The following is an 18,178-nucleotide window of genomic DNA, read 5'->3' as shown; positions in this document are numbered from 1 at the left end:
TAGCATGAGTAGTTTTACAGGCAAAGCCGAAACGGATGATAACCACCTACTGAAGTAGGTGGTTTAGGGCTGAAAACGAAAAAAGATGGCCTTAAGCCACCTTTTCTCTGCACCTTTATATCTTGCGTTTTTAGTGACCACCACCCATACACATCGGGCTATCAGGGGCGCCATCTTGTTCACGCTTCCACTCTTCATCAGTGTATGTATGAATAGCTAATGCATGAATGTGGTTGTCCAGTTCATCTGCCAAAATTTGATGAACTTGACGATGGCGCCCAATCAAACGCTGTCCCGCGAACGAATCACTCACAACAATCACTTTGAAATGACTCTCTGAGCCTGGTGGCACATTATGCATGTAGCTCTCATTAATGACTTTGAGATAGCTGGGTTGCAGCTCACTGTGTAGTTTCTTCTCTATGATTTCTTGGATCATATTCGTTCCTCATTGATGCGAATTCCATAAGTATATACCTAAGTAAAGCAGACATGCATCACTCAAACGTCACTCTCATTATTGACGCACTTTGTAGACATATTGTCTCAAGGCGCTTGACTCCACGAACATGTCTAAAGAGCAGCCATCACTGAACTCGTAAAATTTGACAGCTTTTTGTATCTCGACACGTCATCATTTGCGACAATAACACTTAATTTCTAAATCAACTTACATTTAGCTATGAAAACCGAACTGAACCTTCACGAGCGAAGCTTAACACTTCATCGTTTCCCAAAACGTAGTAACGAAACGCTACAAGCGTGGGATGCCGGTGATGAGTATCTTATTAATCATGTTGAAGAGCTTGCTTTGCCAGACAATCAAAACATCCTCGTGATTAATGACAGCTTTGGTGCCCTCTCCTGCTGGTTTTCGGAAAAGCACCATGTAACGCTAATGAGTGATTCATTCATCTCACATAAAGGTGCACAGCAAAATCTCGAGCAAAACCAGTGCAATAAAGTAGCGTTTGCCACCACGATGGACCTCGTTCCTGCCAATATTGATCTCGTCTTGCTGCAACTGCCCAAAAGTAACCGCCATCTAGTGTGGATACTAAGCCAATTAAGAAAGGCGCTACCGGCTTCCTGCCCCGTCATTGCAGTCAATAAAGCGAAAGACATTCATACTTCGACGCTAAAACTGTTTGAAAAATACTTAGGCGAAACAAAAACATCTTTGGCCTGGAAAAAGCACAGATTGGTGTTTTCTCAAGCAACAGTTGAGCCTACGATTGAAGTAATGCCTTTCACGACTTGGCGCGTTGATGGCGAAGATATCGAACTCAAGAACATGCCAAATGTCTATTCAGGAGAAAGTTTAGATTTAGGTGCACGCTTTATGCTGCAGCACCTGCCTCAAGACCCTTCAATAGACAATGTCATCGACCTCGGCTGCGGCAATGGTGTTCTGTCTGTTAAATTTGGTCAGTTGAATCCAAATGCTCGGCTAACATGTGTTGATGAAAGCTTTATGGCGCTTGAGTCGGCAAAACAGAACCTACGCGACAACCTTGGTGAAAATAGAGACATACAGTGCATAGCGAACAATTGCTTGGACGGTTTTAAACACAGCAGCAGCTCTATGGTTATGTGTAATCCACCGTTTCATCAACAACAGGCAATCACCGATCATATTGCTTGGCAAATGTTCTGCGATGCTAAACAAGTATTAAGTGAAAATGGCCGTTTACTGGTTATCGGAAATCGTCACCTCGGGTACGACGCAAAACTCAAACGTCTGTTTGGCGATAAAAATGTGAAACTTATCGCTTCCAACAATAAGTTTGTGATTTTACAGGCTACAAAAAATCCTGCTAAATTAAGCGCAAAATAAGCTTTAGCAAAATAGTTAAAAGGAATAATAAAATGAGAAAATTGGTACTTGCGGCTTCGGTTGCGTTGCTTGCTGCGTGTTCAGCCCCTCAACAACCTCAGCTGAACCTGATGCCAGAAAGCACATTGAGCACCAATCCAATTGTTCAAGGCAAGACTTACAGTTTGACCAGCAAAGATGTACGTGCAGCGCAGTACGTGGCGTTGGTGGATAACGGCCGTTCGAACATTCTTCCTCTTCATGCTAAACAGAATTTACGTATTGCGTTAGAAGAAGCATTAGAGAAGCAATTCTCATCTCAAGGTTTCCATGCGGATCTAAACAGCAACAACGCGATTGAATTGAGCGTTCAAGAAGCGTTGGTCAACGTGAAGCATTCGGTGATGGAAAATGAGATGGATGCTAAAGTTGTGCTGGAAATCACAGCAGAGACACCTGAGGGCAAGCTAGTCAAAACTTATACAGGTACAGCAAAGCGATCTGGCACATTGAGTGCTTCTGATGCCGATATTGAAGAGACATTGAATGATGTGGTGACATTGACGCTTAAAGAGATTGCCAATGACCCTGAGCTTCGTCAATACATGCAGGAGCGTTTCTAATGTTACGCAAAGCGATTCTGTCCTTAGCACTACTCAGCTGCAGCGTTTGGGCTGGACCAAAAGTAGCGTTTGAAACGACACTTGGTTCATTTACGGTTGAGTTAAACGAAGAGAAAGCACCTATCACTGTCGCTAATTTTCTAAAATATGTAGAAGATGGGAGCTACGAGGGTACTATTTTTCATCGTATTATCCCAGGCTTCATGGCACAAGGTGGCGGCTTTAACCAAGATATGCAGATGGTGAAAACATACGCGCCAATCAAAAACGAAGGAAATAATGGTCTAAACAATGACCGTGCTACCATCGCCATGGCACGAACCAATGCACCAAACTCTGCAACTCGTCAGTTTTTCGTCAACTTAGTCGACAATGACTTTCTCAACTATGGCGCTCGACCACCAGGTTATGCTGTATTTGGTGAGGTTACTGAGGGGTTCGACGTTATCCAGAAAATGGCTCAGCAGCCGACCACGACGGTAGGCCGAATGCGTGATGTACCAGAGACGCAAATCGTCATCACCAAAGCTACACTACTTAAATAGCCAAAACGATAAGCCCTTTGAATAATCGAAGGGCTTTCTCTTTCAACGGCTTCATTTTATTGGATTGATTTATGTCTTCATTACCTTCCATCACTTGGTTGGAAACGGTAAAAAGTTACCTCGATAAACGACTCATGTGGGTTTTCATGCTGGGCTGCTCTAGCGGCTTTCCGTGGGTTCTTATCGGTTCAAACATGTCAGGTTGGCTAAAAGATGCCGGCTTGACCCTCTCCGCAATTGGCTATTTTGGTAGCGTTTTTGCGGTCTATGCGATCAACTTTCTGTGGGCACCTCTGGTTGACCGCGTGAAGCTGCCAGTCCTCTTTAGACTGCTGGGGCAAAGACGTAGCTGGATTTTCTTTTGTCAAAGTATCGTACTCGTCGCTACCCTATTTATTGCCGGTGTTAATCCAGCGGAAAACTTGGTGTTTGCGTCACTACTCGCCTTGTGTATTGCAACGGCTTCAGCGACACAAGACATCGCAATTGATGCTTTTCGTATTGATACTTTCCCAAAGTCAGAAGAGTCTAAACTGCCTCAAGCTTCTGCAATGGCGGTCATTGGCTGGTGGACAGGTTATTCACTACCGGGTTATTTAGCGTTTGTTAATGCTGACAGTGTCGGTTGGAATGGTGTGTATTACGGGATGGCGGTGATAGTCGGCATTCTAATGGTCTTTACGATTTTAGTCGGTGAACCTAAGACTCAACGCGAACAACTTCAGTCTGCCGCTGAACAACGCCACAAAGAAGTGGTTGGTTCGAAAGTCGTAGCTTGGTTTACCGTGACTGTTGTGGAACCTTTCCTTGATTTCTTTAATCGCAATGGTGTCCGTGTCGCGATTACTCTGTTGCTGTTCGTTTTCCTATTTAAAATTGGCGAAGCGTTTTTGGGCAGGATGTCGATCGCGTTCTACAAAGATATTGGTTTTAGCAATGAACAAATTGGCTATTACTCCAAACTGATTGGTTGGGGAGCCACCATCTTCTTTACTTTTGTCGGAAGCATGTTCAACGTTAGGTTTGGTATTGTACGTGGATTAATGATCGGTGGTATTGCTATGTCTGCCAGTAACTTGATGTTTGCTTGGATTGCTTCGGTAGGCCCAAACGAGCACTTGTACTTAGCCACGATTATTGTCGATAACTTTACGACTGCTTTCTCAACTGTCGCTTTTGTTTCATTTTTGACGATTCTAACCGGACAAGCATTTTCGGCAACTCAGTATGCGTTGCTTGCTTCTCTAGGAAACTTCGGACGGACGACTCTTGCTTCTTTCAGTGGCGAGCTAGTGGATTATCTTAATGATTGGAGCACATTCTTCGTGCTTACCGCTGTCATGGTCGTGCCAAGCTTGATTATGTTGTACTCGCTACGACATTACTTTGATGCTCTATTGGAAAAAGCACGTCACAAGCATTAACGAAACATATAAAAAACCACCGAATTCGGTGGTTTTTGTTTTGCGAGATATAAGATAAGAGGTCTATGGGTATAACCCTTTACCAAACATATTAAATATACGTGCCACGCCTTGAGTAAAGATCATCGGCTCAGTCAATACGGTTAAACACAAGCAGTCTTCTCCGGCCTTAGTGTAAGGGCTGTGCTTCACTGATGCGTCTCTAATCATCAAATCGCCCTCTTCATATTGGCCATCCTCGTCACTAAATCCGCCATGCAGGATCAATGTAGACTCCAGGCCTTTGTGCGTATGTTGAGGAATTTGCACATCTTCCCCGATGTACATTAAGCTGACACGAGCGTCTTCCCCTAGGTCAATCTGAGCACTAAAAACCTTGCCTCCGTAACTTCTCCATGACCCTACGAGGTCAGAGAAACGCGCTAGAGTTTTAGGAAGAGCGAAACTTTTTCCTGCGACATTAACAGCAGCAGAGTCGCGGATCACGATATTATCAGTCGCTGGCTCCGCATTGATGATGTCATTAAACATGTCGTCAAATTCAGAAACATACTCAGAAGGTATGTCACTTACGATGTTCGCTTGACTTGCTTCGACTTGGTTCACATAAGCTCGGCACTTGGTGCATGTTTCTAAATGGGTTGCGACCACAAGACCAGAAACCGCATCAATGCTTCCCGAAGCGTATGCTTCTAACAAGCTGTTATCTGGGTGTTTGTTCATAGTTGCTCCGTATGCATTGAATGCCTTAGCTTTTCTACTGCAAGCCTCAGCCTGGATTTTACAGTACCGAGGGGTATATCAAATAATTCCGCGACCTGTTGATGAGGTAGCTCTTCAAGATATACCGCTTGTAAAACATCTCTCTGGTTTTTCGGTAATATATCTAAAAACTTAACCACCTGTTCTTTCAACATATCTTGTTCTGGTGAATAGTGATCAACAAGATCAGGTGGATAATACTCTGACGGCCAAATGTCATCAGAATGAATGTGTAATTCCTTACCTTTCTGTTTTCTCAGCAAATCAAAACAAAGGTTTCGGATTATGGTATATATCCAAGTCGATAACGCGCTCTTTTCACCATCATAGAGGTGCGCTTTCTGCCAAACTGTCGCCATGGTCTCTTGCACCATCTCCATAGCAACTTGCTCATTACCAACATGTTTGTAAGCGAATTGCTTCAGCTTGGGTGCGTAAAAACGGAATACAAAAGCGAACGCATCTTTGTCTCGAGCCTTCACTTTATCCATGTAATCGTTCCAATCACTGCGCCCCAGTTTTTTCGGGCTATCACTCATCATAATCGGCCTTAATTTGTGGGAGGAGTCTCCTCCTCCCATTCGTCCTAATCGGTCACGTCATCGACCAACAAGTTGAAACCACCGTTGTTCCCATCATCAATGGCAACGACTTGGTACACAACACCGTTCATTACATTGACTGGTGCTGAGTCAACCGCAACAATACTTGGGTTACCAGCCACTGTTACCGTTACATAATATGTACCTTCAGCGACATATAATCCTTGTACGCTATTTTTATACGCAAAATTAGCAATAGTTGGATCACTTCCATCTATTCCTGCACTCGTAGTGAGGTAAATATCCACCATTTCCGCTATAGGATTAGCCGCAGCGTGTGTCACATTCAATGTCGCGCTAGTCGCCACAGCGCGTCTCATATCTTCAACAACCAGAGCTTCGATATCAATCGCTGGGCTAACAACACCGACTGCATAAACACTGTAATCCATTCCACCTGCAACCATTAACCCGTCAACATCTATGATCGGATTGGTTGTTGTGCCATCCACGTAAACGTCAATATCGTAAGCGCCAGCAGCAAGATCCAAATAACCACGAATCTCTTTGAACGCTAAGTCGGCAAGAGGAGCGAAGGCCGCCCCGTTAACGTTAACATCGACGACTGGCGCTCCATCGACAAGGTGTCCGACTCTTACTTCAGCTTGGCTGCCCATATCTTCAATTATAGAAGAGCCCGAACCGTCCAACACCAAGAGTTTGACAGGTGACGTGCTATTCGAATCTCCTGTGCCGATAGCGGCAATCGTCAAGTTGGAATTAGCCGCAAGAGGTACTGTGCCGGAGTCAAAAGCAACGCTGTCTCCTACGGCAAGTCGAACTTGATACTCACCAGCTGGGATGTTCAATACGTCGGTAGAAGCTTTGTAAGCAAGGTTAGTTATTGGAGTCGCGCTAGCAAGAGCAACACCTGGCTCAGTGACATAAAGATCAACAGCAGGAACGCCTGAAGCTGCATGAACAACTTGAACATCTAGACTATTGGCATCAGCCATTGAATCGGCGCTGCGAGTCACAACTAAAGGCTCAACTGGGTTTGGCGAACCATCGGCATCGCCAACAACGAACACGTTATAATTGAGGTCGGAATCAAGATCTAGTTCTGTTTTAGGTATTACGGTCGCGGTTTCATTACCTGGGAGCTGAACATCGACCTGAATCGAATTCATCCCCTCTCGCAATTTAACGTAGCCAGATCCCACACCATAATCAACATTCGTTAATGATGGTTTATCGTTGATCCACACATTTGCAAGCGGCGCATCAGAAGACGCGTGCACTGCTTGTAAATTGGAATACTCGATAGTGTCACTGTCGGAGCCACACGCCGCCAGTCCTAATGCCGCCACCATAGTTAGCGCAGCTCTGCCAAATCCTTTCATATCCTTGCCTCTTTGTTAGTCGGGGCTTCTATGGCTTCTGTCAGAAATTGCAACGCAGGAATGCAGTTCTCTGCGCCAACGAGCTGTTCGAACAGATTGCAGTCTAAAGGAAGTAATTCAAGCCAGCGCTGGGTCACCCAAGCTGAGTCATCGTAAAAACGATGCTGGTAGAGGTTTCCAAGTTGAGGAAACTCTTCATAAACATGGGATAACTGCTGGCTTAAATAGAAGAAATCTGGTGAGTTGTCTGGATGTTGCCAATTGTCTAACCATTCGACCTCTGCATGGCGTAAGCCGTCCGCATCTGCACGAACTCGTTTGACAACAAAGCGTTTCTCACCAGCGACTGTAATACCAAGAAGACCATCACTGAGTGTTTCAAAATCAACAATCCTGACCAAAGTTCCGATAGATGAAACGTTACCCACGTCTTTAGGGTCACCTTCACTTCCTACTAGGCAAACTCCAAAACCCACATTTTGTAGGCTGCATTCCTTTACCATTCGCTTATATCGTGGCTCAAAAATGCGCAGATTCATTTTACCTTCAGGGAGTACAACTGAAGTGAGTGGGAATAACATGACTTCTTTCATTCAAACGTCCTCTTTGATTCACGGATACATACGAATCCCTTATCACTCCGATCACTAACGATTTATGTTGGTTAATCGACTGGCTTAAAAAGTCATAAAATCGCTCACGCAAACGATCCAAATCACACATTTATTGCAATAAAATGCAACAAACAAAAAGTTCCGTAAATAAAGATAATTTCGTGATGCAACTCACCAAAAACGTTTCATTTTGCACCCTTTATCACTTTCATTTGGGATTTTTATCGCTATTATTCCCGCCAATTGGAAAGCGCAGCACAGATTGCGTGTTCTGAATCATTACAAACATAGAGAGTCCCCTTATGCGTAAATCACTTTTAGCTCTTAGCCTTCTAGCGGCTACTTCAGCTCCAGTTATGGCGGCAGATTACTCTGACGGCGATATTCACAAAAACGATTACAAGTGGATGCAATTTAACCTAATGGGTGCATTTGACGAACTTCCAGGTGAGTCTTCACACGACTACCTAGAAATGGAATTCGGCGGCCGCTCTGGTATCTTCGACCTTTACGGCTACGTTGATGTATTCAACCTAACTTCTGATCCAGGTAGCGACAAAGCTGGCGCAGAGAAGATCTTTATGAAATTCGCTCCACGTATGTCTCTAGATGCGGTAACTGGTAAAGACCTATCTTTCGGTCCAGTTCAAGAGCTATACGTTGCAACTCTAATCGAGTGGGGTGGTAACTCTGGTGTTAACTCTCAAAAAATCGGTCTAGGTTCTGACGTAATGGTTCCTTGGTTTGGTAAAGTTGGTGTTAACCTATACGGCACTTACGACGGCAACAAAAAGGATTGGAACGGTTTCCAAATCTCGACTAACTGGTTCAAACCATTCTACTTCTTCGAGAACGGTTCATTCATTTCTTACCAAGGCTACATCGATTACCAATTCGGTATGGATGATGATGCTGGTAACAAGTTTGGTTCAACCGCGTCAAACGGTGGTGCAATGTTCAACGGTATCTACTGGCACTCAGACCGCTTCGCAGTGGGTTACGGTCTAAAAGGTTACAAAGACGTGTACGGTATCAAAGATACTGATGGGTTCAAGTCAACTGGCTTTGGCCACTACCTTGCTGTAACTTACAAGTTCTAATTGAACCACTAAGTTTGCTCAAAAATGGCGCCTTTCGGCGCCATTTTTATTTGCTTTCCTTTTTTCCCTCATTATCCTTGCAGCAAACCTTTTTAATGAGAGCGTTTGGTGAATATCCTTATCCTCGGTCCAGGTGCGGTGGGCTCACTCTGGGCAACAAAATTTAAGCTTGCCGGGCACAATGTTTCATTGTGGGGAAGAAGTTCTGAAAGCCAACAATCACTTCAGTTGGATGACACACCCGCAATCGTATTCAGTAATCAAGATATTTCCTCCGTAAATAAAGCAGATCTCATTTTGATCACGGTAAAAGCTTGGCAAGTGGAAGACGCCATTCAGCCTTTGCTCCCTCATATCAATACAGACACGATTATCATGCTGATGCACAATGGTATGGGTACTGCCTCTGCCTTGGAGAAGGTTGTGCCAAACAATCCGATAGTGCTCGCAACAACGACGCACGGCGCATACAAACCAGATAACCAACACGTATTGCATACCGGTCACGGAACAACGCAAGCGGGTGGTTATAATGACAAAGGAATGCAGTGCGCTTTTCTGCAAGATGTTATGCATCATGCTCTTCCAGAGGCCATTTGGAATGCACACATCCAATCTGCGTTATGGACTAAGTTAGCAATTAACTGCGCGATTAACCCACTGACTGCGATTCAGCAGTGTAAGAATGGTGAGCTTGCGCAGCCCGAGTTTAAGATACAACTCGAAAGCATCACTCAAGAACTGGTTGAAGTAATGAGTAAAGAAGGTATTGCTATCGAGTTTCGCTCTCTTTTCGATACGGTAATGCAAGTGGTGAACGCCACAGCTGAGAACTATTCTTCAATGAGACAAGACGTATTCCATCAGCGTCGAACGGAAATTGATTTTATAACCGGATACTTGTTAAAGGCTGCCGAGAAACATCGCATCAATACGCCTGAGAATCTAAAACTTTACCAACGCATCAAACAAATAGAACAAAGCTGGACAGAACAATGAGTAAGAAAATCTTAGTGCCAATCGCTCCAGGCACCGAAGAAATGGAAGCCGTCACCGTTATCGACATGATGGTTCGCGCGGGTTATGACGTTACGGTAGCGAGTGCTGCTTTTGATGGCTCATTGACGATGAAAGCTTCTCGCGGAGTCACATTAACGGCAGATTGTAAGCTGGTCGATATCGCTGATGATGAGTTTGATGCCATAGCGCTTTCTGGTGGTGTTGGTGGTGCAGAAATTTTCCGTGATAGTACGGTGATGATAGAAATCCTTAAGCAGCACATCTATGAGGGAAAATTGGTCGCAGCTATCTGCGCAGCACCAGCGTTGGTATTGCAACACCATGATCTTTTCCCACAATCACTGATGACCTGTCACCCGAGCTTTCAGTCGCATATCCCGGTAGAGAAGTGGCGCAGTAAACGCGTGACCTTTGATATCAACCACAACCTGATCACTAGTCAAGGTCCGGGTACAGCTTTAGAGTTCGCGATGGAAGTAATCATTCAACTCTCAGGTAAAAAACACGCATGGTCAGTTGCTGAACCAATGCTCCCTCTGCCTACTCTGCACTACCACAAGCTTGGTGAAGAATAATGTTTGACGTAAATGCTGTACGTGAGCAATTTCCCGCTCTAAATCAATCCGTCAACGATACGCCCTTAGTGTATCTAGATAGCGCAGCGACAACGCAAAAACCGCAATGTGTGATTGATGTCATCAGTCATTACTACAGTGCGCAAAATGCCAATGTTCACCGTGGCAGCCATAGTTTAACGGCTAATGCCACCAGCCAATTTGAAGCGGCACGAGAACGAGTGGCAAGCTTTATTGGTGCAAACAGCTCTAAAGAGATCATTTGGACACGGGGCGCAACCGAAGCACTGAACTTAATTGCTCAAACCTACGCCCGTAGCACGTTACAACCAGGTGATGAGATCTTGATTAGCGAGATGGAGCACCACGCCAACATCGTGCCCTGGCAAATCGTGGCAGAGCAAACGGGTGCTAAAGTCATTAAAGTTCCGATGACATCAGATTGCCAGTTCGACATCAGTGCATTTGAGGCGCTTCTGTCTGACCGCTGTAAAATTGTTGCTTGCGCACAAATAACCAACGTAACAGGCACACGCCAACCTATCGAAAAAATCACTGAACTGGCGCACAACGTTGGCGCGGTTGTTGTAGTTGATGGCGCGCAAGGCATCGTACATGAGCAACTTGATTTATCGACATCAGATATCGATTTCTACGTTTTCTCAGGTCACAAACTTTATGCACCAGCAGGCATTGGGGTTTTATACGGCAAGCTTGAACTTTTGGAAGCCATGCCACCATGGCACGGCGGCGGTAAAATGGTTGAACGCGTTTCTTTCGAAAAAACGACGTTTTCTGCACTTCCTGGAAAATTTGAAGCGGGCACACCGAACGTTGCGGGCGCGATTGCTCTAGCGAAAGCCATTGAGTGGTACCAAGGTTTTGACCATCATGAAGTAGAGACTCATCTCCATGTGCTTCAGGATAAGGCCTACCAAGCACTAAGCGCTTTGGATGACATCCATATTCTAGGCTATCAACCGAATGCCTCTGTACTGACGTTCGTCATGGACGGCGTTCATCACCAAGATATTGCGACGCTGCTCGATCAACAAGGCATTGCGGTACGAGCAGGACACCACTGCGCTCACCCATTGATGGATGCGCTAAACGTTAAAGGCACGGTACGCGTTTCTTTTGGTATTTATAACACGGCTGAAGATGTGGATAGACTCATCGCCGCCGTAGAAAAAGCCGTCGACATGCTATAACGCCAACGGTTTGATTTGGAGTAACCAACAAGGTTACTCCATCTGCCTATCCAGAGTCGCCACGCAATTTCTGCCATTTCTTTTCGCAGCATAAAGCGCTTTATCTGCATGCGCATACAAACGTTTGGTGGTTTCATTTCTGCCTATTTCCACCACGCCTACACTCACCGTGACCGGAATTTCAATCTTTTCAAATTCGAACTGACAATTTTGAATGTGGGAACGTACTTCCTCTCCTACCTCTTTCGCCGCCGACAGAGAAGTTTCTGGCAAAATAATCGCAAACTCCTCCCCTCCGACTCTTGCAAAAATTTCGTCTTTGACGAGTAAGTGAGAAACCAAATCAGCTAAGGTCTCTAAGACATAATCCCCCGCATCATGACCACGTTTATCATTGATGACTTTAAAAAAGTCCAAATCAAACAATAACAACGCGGAGTGATAGTTCGGCTCTTGAGCTTTAATGACCTCTTCTGTGAGCTTTTCGAAAAAGACACGTCGATTGTAGATGTTGGTAAGAGCATCAATTTGGCTTTGATGGCGAAGAAGGGTTTCAACTCGGTGGCGATTGGAGATGTTGCGTGTAAGAATAAGGACAACGCGACGACCTCGGTATTTTATAGCGAGTGGGCAGATCTTGCCTTCGTAGTATAGGTCGCCTCTTGGCCCACTGTTAGCATCTATTCCCTGAATGCTGTCGGCGCACATCTTGTACTCGATCGTCACAATACTGTCTTGTTTCAGTGACCGATTTATCTGTTCGATAAACCAGTCAGCTTTATCTTTCTCAAGTACGCTGTGCAGCGTCTCACCTATCAAATTACTTCCATCGTGATAGGCTTTTTTATCTGTTCCTCCAAAAACATCAATATAGATACCATCTTCACTCAGAATAAAAGTGGGGTCTGGCATTCCGGATAACACGTCTTGCGCATGTTCCAAGGTGAATTGCATATAGGGAGGTTCCTAGCATTTGTATCTAAGTAACCCAATCGATTCCAAGTGTGTTTCCACATTGGGGAATAGGAGCGAATGGGGCATATGTCTATTCTCTAATATAGACAAATTTTAAATACAATTGAGTTTATAAAAACCAAGTGGGCAATATAATGAACCAGGATCAATAGAATGGTTAATTAACGCTAAAATAGTCGACCATTTGCATACTTTTTATCCATATGCAAAAAATATCTCAACTCAGATACAAAAAACGCCAAACAGCTAGGCTATTCGGCGTTTTTTAAGAATTGGGAAAATGACTCGTTACACGGCGGTTTGCTTAATCTGCTCTACAATAGCTTTCAAGCCATTACCACGTGACGGGCTTAAATGGGAGACAAGCCCCAGTTGATCAAAATAAGCATCAATATCAAATACTTGAATTTGATCGGCCGTTTTTCCGTCATAAGCCGCCATCACCAAGGCAATCAATCCACGGACGATACGCGCATCGGAGTCCGCACAAAAATGCCAAACGCCACCTTGCTCTTGGCTCACTAACCACACCAAGCTTTCACAACCCGAAACGGTAACTTGTTCTGATTTCAGCTCTTCTGGCATTTGTGGCAGCTTTTTACCCCACTGAATAACCTGACGGTAACGATCTTCCCAGCCTTGAAATTGCTGCATAGTCGCTACAATGTCTTCGCTGGTGATATCTGTACCAAATGGAGAAACGGGAAAATCTGTCATGATGCGCTCTTCTTCTAGTTTACTTCTTATATTTTGAAATCAACTTCTCAACGATTCGCGATACCGCGACAAAGCCAAACGTTGCAGTTACAACAGTCGCCGCACCAAAACCGCTAGCACAATCCATACGTTTTGGGCCTTCCGCTGTCGACTTCACACCACACACTGAACCGTCTGCTTGAGGATACTTCAGCTGCTCGGTTGAAAACACGCAATCAATACCAAACTTACGAGCCGGATTCTTAGGGAAGTTATGATGACGACGCAAGGTGTCTTTGATTTTCTTCGCTAGAGGATCTTGGATCGTTTTCGTTAAATCAGCGACCATGATCTGCGTTGGGTCAACCTGACCACCAGCGCCCCCCGTAGTGATCACTTTGATCTTGTTGCTGCGGCAATACGCCAACAAAGACGCCTTCGCTTTTACGCTGTCAATCGCATCTAGCACGTAATCAAACTCTTTGCTTAAGTACTCATGTTGATTGTCTGGCGTGATGAAATCATCAATCAGGTTGACTTTACACTCAGGGTTGATCAATTTGACACGCTCGGCCATCACTTCAATTTTGCTTTGGCCAACGGTGCCCGTCATCGCATGAATTTGGCGGTTAATATTCGTGACACAAACATCGTCCATATCAATCAGAGTCAACTCACCGATCCCCGTACGAGCCAGCGCTTCCACCGCCCATGAACCTACGCCACCAATACCAATCACACAAACGTGTGCAGCGCGAAGAATGTCTACTTCGCTGTTGCCATAAAGACGACGAGTGCCGCCAAAGCGTTGATTGTAGCTGTCAGATGCTGGGGTATCGAGTTCACGCATATTGAAGTCCAGATGATCGATAGAAAAACAAAGAGTGCGATTTATACGCACTCTTTGATGAAATGTCTAGATAAGAGAGTGTTCCTCTCTCTTGGACGACTATTGTAGCTTTTCTGGCGGTAAAGCCCAAGGCGCTTGAGTTGGTGAGTTTTCTAACCCAAGTTTCCACACTCGACCAAAATGCTTGTAGTGCCCTGCTTCCGTTCCTGCTCTCGCACCAATGCCATGATACAGATCCAAATGGTTCTGTTTTACCGCACCACCAGTGTCTAAAACGATCAGCATTCGCAGTTGATGCGCACCGCTCCACGTGCCATCCGCATTCAGCAATGGTACTTCCGCCAAGATTGGTGTGCCCATTGGTAAGATAGAACGGTCACCCGCGACCGCGGCCATTGGCAACAAAGGAATACCAGCCGACCCCGTTACTGGCGCTTCCGCTTTTGGCGCAAAGAAAACGTAAGAAGGGTTTTGCTCCAACAACTCGCGCACTGTCGCATCGTCGTTGTCCATTACCCACTCTTTAATCGCTTTGAGAGACATTTTTTCACGCGGCACTTCACCACGTTCAATCAAAATGCGGCCAATGCTGACGTAAGCTTTGTTGTTTTTACCCGCGTACGCAAAGTACTCCAACGTATCATCATCTTCAAAATGCACATAGCCACTGCCCTGCACTTCCATCATAAATGGGTCGATACGATTAGGCGCGTAACCTAGCACCAAACCTTGGCCATCTAATGCCCCGTTGTAGATCTCCGCGCGAGTCGGACAATCTGATGAGCAGTTTGGCTTGCCATAAACTGGGTACTTAAAAATGTCGTTTGGTGTATGACGCAGTTCCATCACGGGAGAAAAGTATCCGGTAAACAGCACATTACCTTTTTTATCACCACCACCCAATTGCGCGGCTTGAATGCCAAACGCACTCAACGCACTGGTATCTCCGCTCTGTTGCGCCCACTCACTTAATCGTTGATATAGCGGTTGGTATATCTTCGCCATGGATGGTGACTTTATCACCACTTGCTCAGCTTGCTTGTTAAATTCAGTAAAATCGCGTGGTTTGTTAGACTCAACCACATCCACTTGATTGAGGATCTGAGGAAACTCACCATCAAGATATTGCTGAGCACGATCATTTTGTTGAGCACAGCCAAAGAGTAGGCTCAAAGAGATAATAGGAAGGAGTTTTTTTAACACGTGTCTTTTCCGTAAAAGAGAATAGCAAAAGGATGGCAAACAAATGCATACGGTGCAATTGAAAAGCAACGACAAAATGTTTCAACGCTAAGCCAATCCGTTTACTCGTTGTGAATTCATTCAGTTAATACAACATGATAGCAGCGGAAGAATTACGGAATTGTCCGGATTATGTTTGAAAGTAAGATTTACTGATTGAGAGATGAAATTGTGATCATCCATGTGACTCACAGACGAAAAAGCTGTCAGCTTAAGAGACAATAATAAAAACGACTATCTTACCGCAATCCTTGCACGCCCCTCTAAATGGAATACAGGTAGATAATGTGCATTAGCATCCAGCTTCATTTCTGCATGCTGCTTACCCACAAAATTGAAGTGCCGCTCATTTGAACCCACTCGATACGAAAACGAATCCCCATCGAATTCAAAACTGGTCGCCACTGTAGAACCATTTACGGTAACACCGCGCTCACTCAACACAAATTCTTCACGAGCATAAGGCGCAACATCTTGCTCAACCCAGCGACCATAAATTATCGATTTGGGAATGGGCGGATTAATGGTTCGAGTAATCAAATCACTATACAGCATGCACACGACAACGGTTCCAACTATCGCTATAAGCATGAGAGAACGCTCTAGCCACTTACGAAGCATTGATTTAGATGACGTTTTTGACAAATTTGAAGCAGTGATCGCAGCATTCTTATTAACAGCAGAAGACATGAGGTTCACGTATTGAGGAAAGACGCACCCATTGTAACCTTCCCTTTTAACGGGACCAAGAACCTACCTCAATATGTTTGTGCTTTATTCCAAAATTTCACCTTGCCACTCAATGAATAAAAAGGCATTATTTTAACATAATTAAACAAAGGAATGGCTGTAGTGAAAATTCGTAGTACTGCTCTCGTAAAAGGATTCCGTCAATCAACACCTTATGTCAATGCTCACCGCGGAAAAACCATGGTGATCATGCTGGGCGGAGAAGCCGTCGCACACAAAAATTTTGGCAATATTATTAATGATATCGCACTCATGCACAGCCTCGGAATCAAAGTCGTGGTGGTGTATGGTGCACGTCCTCAAATTAATCAGCTGCTAGAAAAACAAGACCTCACTACGCCTTACCACAAAAATATCCGCATTACGGATGAATCGGCTTTATCTGTTGTTATGCAAGCTGCCGGACAACTTCAACTTGCGATTACTGCGCGCCTATCAATGAGCCTCAACAACACCCCGATGGCAGGCACCCAGCTCAATGTCGTTAGCGGAAACTACATCATTGCTCAGCCACTCGGCGTTGATGATGGTGTGGACTATTGCCATAGTGGACGCATTCGCCGCATTGACACCGACGCGATTAATCGCACGCTCGACCAAGGCTCTATTGTGCTACTTGGCCCCATTGCTAGCTCTGTGACTGGCGAGTGTTTTAACTTACTTTCTGAGGAAGTCGCGACACAACTGGCGATAAAGCTGGGTGCGGATAAGCTGATTGGTTTTTGCTCCGAACAAGGTGTCATTGATGACAACGGCAATGCTGTCGCCGAGTTACTACCAATTGAGGCGGAGCATGTCATCAAAACGCTCTCTGAAAATACGTCTCCTGATCTAGATTACAACACTGGGACACTGCGCTTTCTTAAAGGCTCTATTGCCGCTTGCCGTGCCGGAGTACCTCGTAGCCACTTGATCAGTTATAAAGTAGATGGCGCCTTAATTCAGGAGTTGTTCTCTTTCGACGGTATCGGTACCCAAGTTGTTATGGCGAGTGCTGAACAAGTGAGGCAAGCTAATATTGACGATATTGGCGGTATCTTAGACCTCATTCGCCCTTTAGAAGAACAAGGTGTACTCGTTAGGCGCTCTCGAGAGCAGCTAGAGCAAGAGATTGGAAAATTTACCATCATCGAAAAAGACGGCTTGATTATTGGCTGTGCTGCCCTTTATCCATACCCAGAAGAGCGTAAAGCTGAGATGGCTTGCGTAGCGATTCACCCTGACTATCGTGATGGAAACCGAGGTTTGTTACTGCTCAACTACATGAAACATCGTTCTAAATCCGAAACCATTGATCAAATTTTTGTCCTCACGACACACAGTTTGCATTGGTTCAGAGAGCAAGGTTTTTACGAAGTCAGTGTCGACTATTTGCCTGGAGCCAAACAAGGGTTATATAACTTCCAGCGTAAGTCCAAAATCTTAGCGTTAGATTTATAGCTTAACCTTAAATCAGGGAGCGAAACTTAACGTTCCGCTATACCAAAACCTCAAGGTGCGGGATTCAGCTCATTGAAGCTCAATCCTGCACATCAAGTTTGTTTTGGAGTAAGGCCTCACATAAATCCTGCTTCGAGCTAGCGAGTCATCATATAAACACCAACTTAGAAATACGCAAACCATTGCTTGATTTTCGTTCCAATTTTATCTTTTAAATATACATTTGGTTGGCTATACTCTGCTCGCTAGTGATTGGTTTTTAACCAATACGAATGGATCTAGGTGATGTAATGTAGCCTTCACCCTAAAATACTGGGCAATTGAAAAACTAGTTAGCTCCGTATTGCACACCAAGGACAGTTGTTAATCTGACTTTAAATAAGCCGAGACGAGCACTGTTATGAAAACAATCATTTGTAATTCGCTTCAAAGCTTCTGGGATATGGCTGACAATCAGTTTTTAGAAGGCCTAGACGTCCACTGTGTTTTTCCCGTAAATGACGCTATCCGAGATTTTATTCTTGCTTATCAACAGCAATACAAAATACGCAGCGTGTCTTTTACCAATGCGTTTGCAAAACATGCATAAA

General features: G+C 44.7%; 20 protein-coding genes. 10 read left to right on the top strand and 10 right to left on the bottom strand.

The genetic code is table 11. From position 1 onward, the window contains the following. Positions 1 to 130: 130 nt before the first annotated feature. Positions 131 to 439 carry a transcriptional regulator BolA gene (gene bolA / locus R7Q38_RS15300; protein ID WP_005380262.1) on the bottom strand — a complete coding sequence of 103 codons (309 nt, stop codon included), beginning with the start codon at positions 437 to 439 and terminating at the stop codon, positions 131 to 133. 243 nt (positions 440 to 682) lie between these two features. Here bolA and R7Q38_RS15295 point away from each other — a divergent pair, with 243 nt between their 5' ends. The 4 genes from R7Q38_RS15295 to R7Q38_RS15280 all read left to right on the top strand — a co-directional run bounded on the left by R7Q38_RS15295 (position 683) and on the right by R7Q38_RS15280 (position 4,408). Further along, positions 683 to 1,837, top strand: a complete 1,155-nt coding sequence (locus tag R7Q38_RS15295) for a methyltransferase (protein WP_005380260.1) — start codon at positions 683 to 685, stop codon at positions 1,835 to 1,837. 32 nt (positions 1,838 to 1,869) lie between these two features. Next, positions 1,870 to 2,439 carry a YajG family lipoprotein gene (locus R7Q38_RS15290; RefSeq protein WP_005380259.1) on the top strand — a complete coding sequence of 190 codons (570 nt, stop codon included), beginning with the start codon at positions 1,870 to 1,872 and terminating at the stop codon, positions 2,437 to 2,439. Beyond that, the gene (locus tag R7Q38_RS15285; protein ID WP_005380258.1) at positions 2,439 to 2,984 is read left to right on the top strand and encodes a peptidylprolyl isomerase; all 546 of its coding nucleotides are present in this window, start codon (positions 2,439 to 2,441) and stop codon (positions 2,982 to 2,984) included. The genes R7Q38_RS15290 and R7Q38_RS15285 overlap by 1 nt, the downstream gene beginning before the upstream one ends. A 71-nt stretch (positions 2,985 to 3,055) precedes the next feature. Continuing rightward, positions 3,056 to 4,408, top strand: a complete 1,353-nt coding sequence (locus R7Q38_RS15280) for an AmpG family muropeptide MFS transporter (protein ID WP_005380257.1) — start codon at positions 3,056 to 3,058, stop codon at positions 4,406 to 4,408. Positions 4,409 to 4,471: 63 nt separating this feature from the next. On the opposite strand, the gene R7Q38_RS15275 is transcribed toward R7Q38_RS15280, so the two are convergent. From R7Q38_RS15275 to R7Q38_RS15260, 4 genes are read right to left on the bottom strand one after another with little or no spacing between them, the layout of a single operon-like run. After that, positions 4,472 to 5,131, bottom strand: a complete 660-nt coding sequence (locus R7Q38_RS15275) for a ChrR family anti-sigma-E factor (RefSeq protein ID WP_005380256.1) — start codon at positions 5,129 to 5,131, stop codon at positions 4,472 to 4,474. After that, complete coding sequence (locus tag R7Q38_RS15270; protein WP_005380255.1) at positions 5,128 to 5,712, bottom strand: RNA polymerase sigma factor; 585 nt, start codon at positions 5,710 to 5,712, stop codon at positions 5,128 to 5,130. Before R7Q38_RS15270 ends, R7Q38_RS15275 begins: the two co-directional genes overlap by 4 nt. Positions 5,713 to 5,756: 44 nt before the next feature. Next, positions 5,757 to 7,115 carry a DUF4397 domain-containing protein gene (locus R7Q38_RS15265; protein ID WP_005380254.1) on the bottom strand — a complete coding sequence of 453 codons (1,359 nt, stop codon included), beginning with the start codon at positions 7,113 to 7,115 and terminating at the stop codon, positions 5,757 to 5,759. Further along, positions 7,112 to 7,708 (bottom strand): LON peptidase substrate-binding domain-containing protein, encoded by a 597-nt coding sequence (locus tag R7Q38_RS15260; RefSeq protein WP_005380253.1) that lies wholly within the window; start codon positions 7,706 to 7,708, stop codon positions 7,112 to 7,114. The genes R7Q38_RS15265 and R7Q38_RS15260 overlap by 4 nt, the downstream gene beginning before the upstream one ends. Before the next feature lie 323 nt (positions 7,709 to 8,031). Here R7Q38_RS15260 and R7Q38_RS15255 point away from each other — a divergent pair, with 323 nt between their 5' ends. The 4 genes from R7Q38_RS15255 to csdA all read left to right on the top strand — a co-directional run bounded on the left by R7Q38_RS15255 (position 8,032) and on the right by csdA (position 11,635). After that, on the top strand, positions 8,032 to 8,829 hold the full coding sequence (locus R7Q38_RS15255; RefSeq protein WP_005385292.1) for an outer membrane protein OmpK: 798 nt from the start codon (positions 8,032 to 8,034) through the stop codon (positions 8,827 to 8,829). Between the two features lie 108 nt (positions 8,830 to 8,937). After that, on the top strand, positions 8,938 to 9,828 hold the full coding sequence (gene panE, locus R7Q38_RS15250; RefSeq protein WP_239938542.1) for a 2-dehydropantoate 2-reductase: 891 nt from the start codon (positions 8,938 to 8,940) through the stop codon (positions 9,826 to 9,828). Beyond that, positions 9,825 to 10,424: a DJ-1 family glyoxalase III gene (locus R7Q38_RS15245; RefSeq protein WP_239938541.1), complete on the top strand. Its 600-nt coding sequence runs from the start codon at positions 9,825 to 9,827 to the stop codon at positions 10,422 to 10,424. The genes panE and R7Q38_RS15245 overlap by 4 nt, the downstream gene beginning before the upstream one ends. Continuing rightward, positions 10,424 to 11,635 carry a cysteine desulfurase CsdA gene (csdA, locus tag R7Q38_RS15240; protein WP_239938540.1) on the top strand — a complete coding sequence of 404 codons (1,212 nt, stop codon included), beginning with the start codon at positions 10,424 to 10,426 and terminating at the stop codon, positions 11,633 to 11,635. Before R7Q38_RS15245 ends, csdA begins: the two co-directional genes overlap by 1 nt. A gap of 33 nt (positions 11,636 to 11,668) precedes the next feature. Here csdA and R7Q38_RS15235 read toward each other — a convergent pair whose 3' ends face one another. From R7Q38_RS15235 to R7Q38_RS15215, 5 genes are all read right to left on the bottom strand, one after another. Further along, positions 11,669 to 12,589 (bottom strand): GGDEF domain-containing protein, encoded by a 921-nt coding sequence (locus tag R7Q38_RS15235; RefSeq protein WP_005380246.1) that lies wholly within the window; start codon positions 12,587 to 12,589, stop codon positions 11,669 to 11,671. Positions 12,590 to 12,898: 309 nt separating this feature from the next. Next, positions 12,899 to 13,327, bottom strand: a complete 429-nt coding sequence (gene csdE, locus R7Q38_RS15230; RefSeq protein ID WP_239938539.1) for a cysteine desulfurase sulfur acceptor subunit CsdE — start codon at positions 13,325 to 13,327, stop codon at positions 12,899 to 12,901. 19 nt (positions 13,328 to 13,346) lie between these two features. Further along, positions 13,347 to 14,156 carry a tRNA cyclic N6-threonylcarbamoyladenosine(37) synthase TcdA gene (gene tcdA, locus R7Q38_RS15225; RefSeq protein WP_005380241.1) on the bottom strand — a complete coding sequence of 270 codons (810 nt, stop codon included), beginning with the start codon at positions 14,154 to 14,156 and terminating at the stop codon, positions 13,347 to 13,349. 99 nt (positions 14,157 to 14,255) lie between these two features. Beyond that, complete coding sequence (mltA, locus tag R7Q38_RS15220) at positions 14,256 to 15,359, bottom strand: murein transglycosylase A (protein ID WP_005391723.1); 1,104 nt, start codon at positions 15,357 to 15,359, stop codon at positions 14,256 to 14,258. 273 nt (positions 15,360 to 15,632) lie between these two features. After that, the gene (locus R7Q38_RS15215) at positions 15,633 to 16,088 is read right to left on the bottom strand and encodes a DUF2850 domain-containing protein (RefSeq protein WP_213874860.1); all 456 of its coding nucleotides are present in this window, start codon (positions 16,086 to 16,088) and stop codon (positions 15,633 to 15,635) included. 162 nt (positions 16,089 to 16,250) lie between these two features. On the opposite strand from R7Q38_RS15215, the gene argA reads away from it, so the two are divergent. After that, complete coding sequence (gene argA / locus R7Q38_RS15210; RefSeq protein WP_012841478.1) at positions 16,251 to 17,588, top strand: amino-acid N-acetyltransferase; 1,338 nt, start codon at positions 16,251 to 16,253, stop codon at positions 17,586 to 17,588. Positions 17,589 to 17,988: 400 nt separating this feature from the next. Further along, entirely contained in the window at positions 17,989 to 18,177 is a 189-nt protein-coding gene (locus tag R7Q38_RS15205; RefSeq protein ID WP_130545062.1) for a hypothetical protein, read from the top strand. Position 18,178: the final 1 nt, after the last annotated feature.

The sequence above is a fragment of the Vibrio sp. Vb0598 genome (genome assembly GCF_033338935.1).
GTDB lineage: Bacteria > Pseudomonadota > Gammaproteobacteria > Enterobacterales > Vibrionaceae > Vibrio > Vibrio alginolyticus.
The sequence above is the reverse complement of the archived record's forward strand: the minus strand, read 5'-3'. Positions and strand labels throughout refer to the sequence as shown.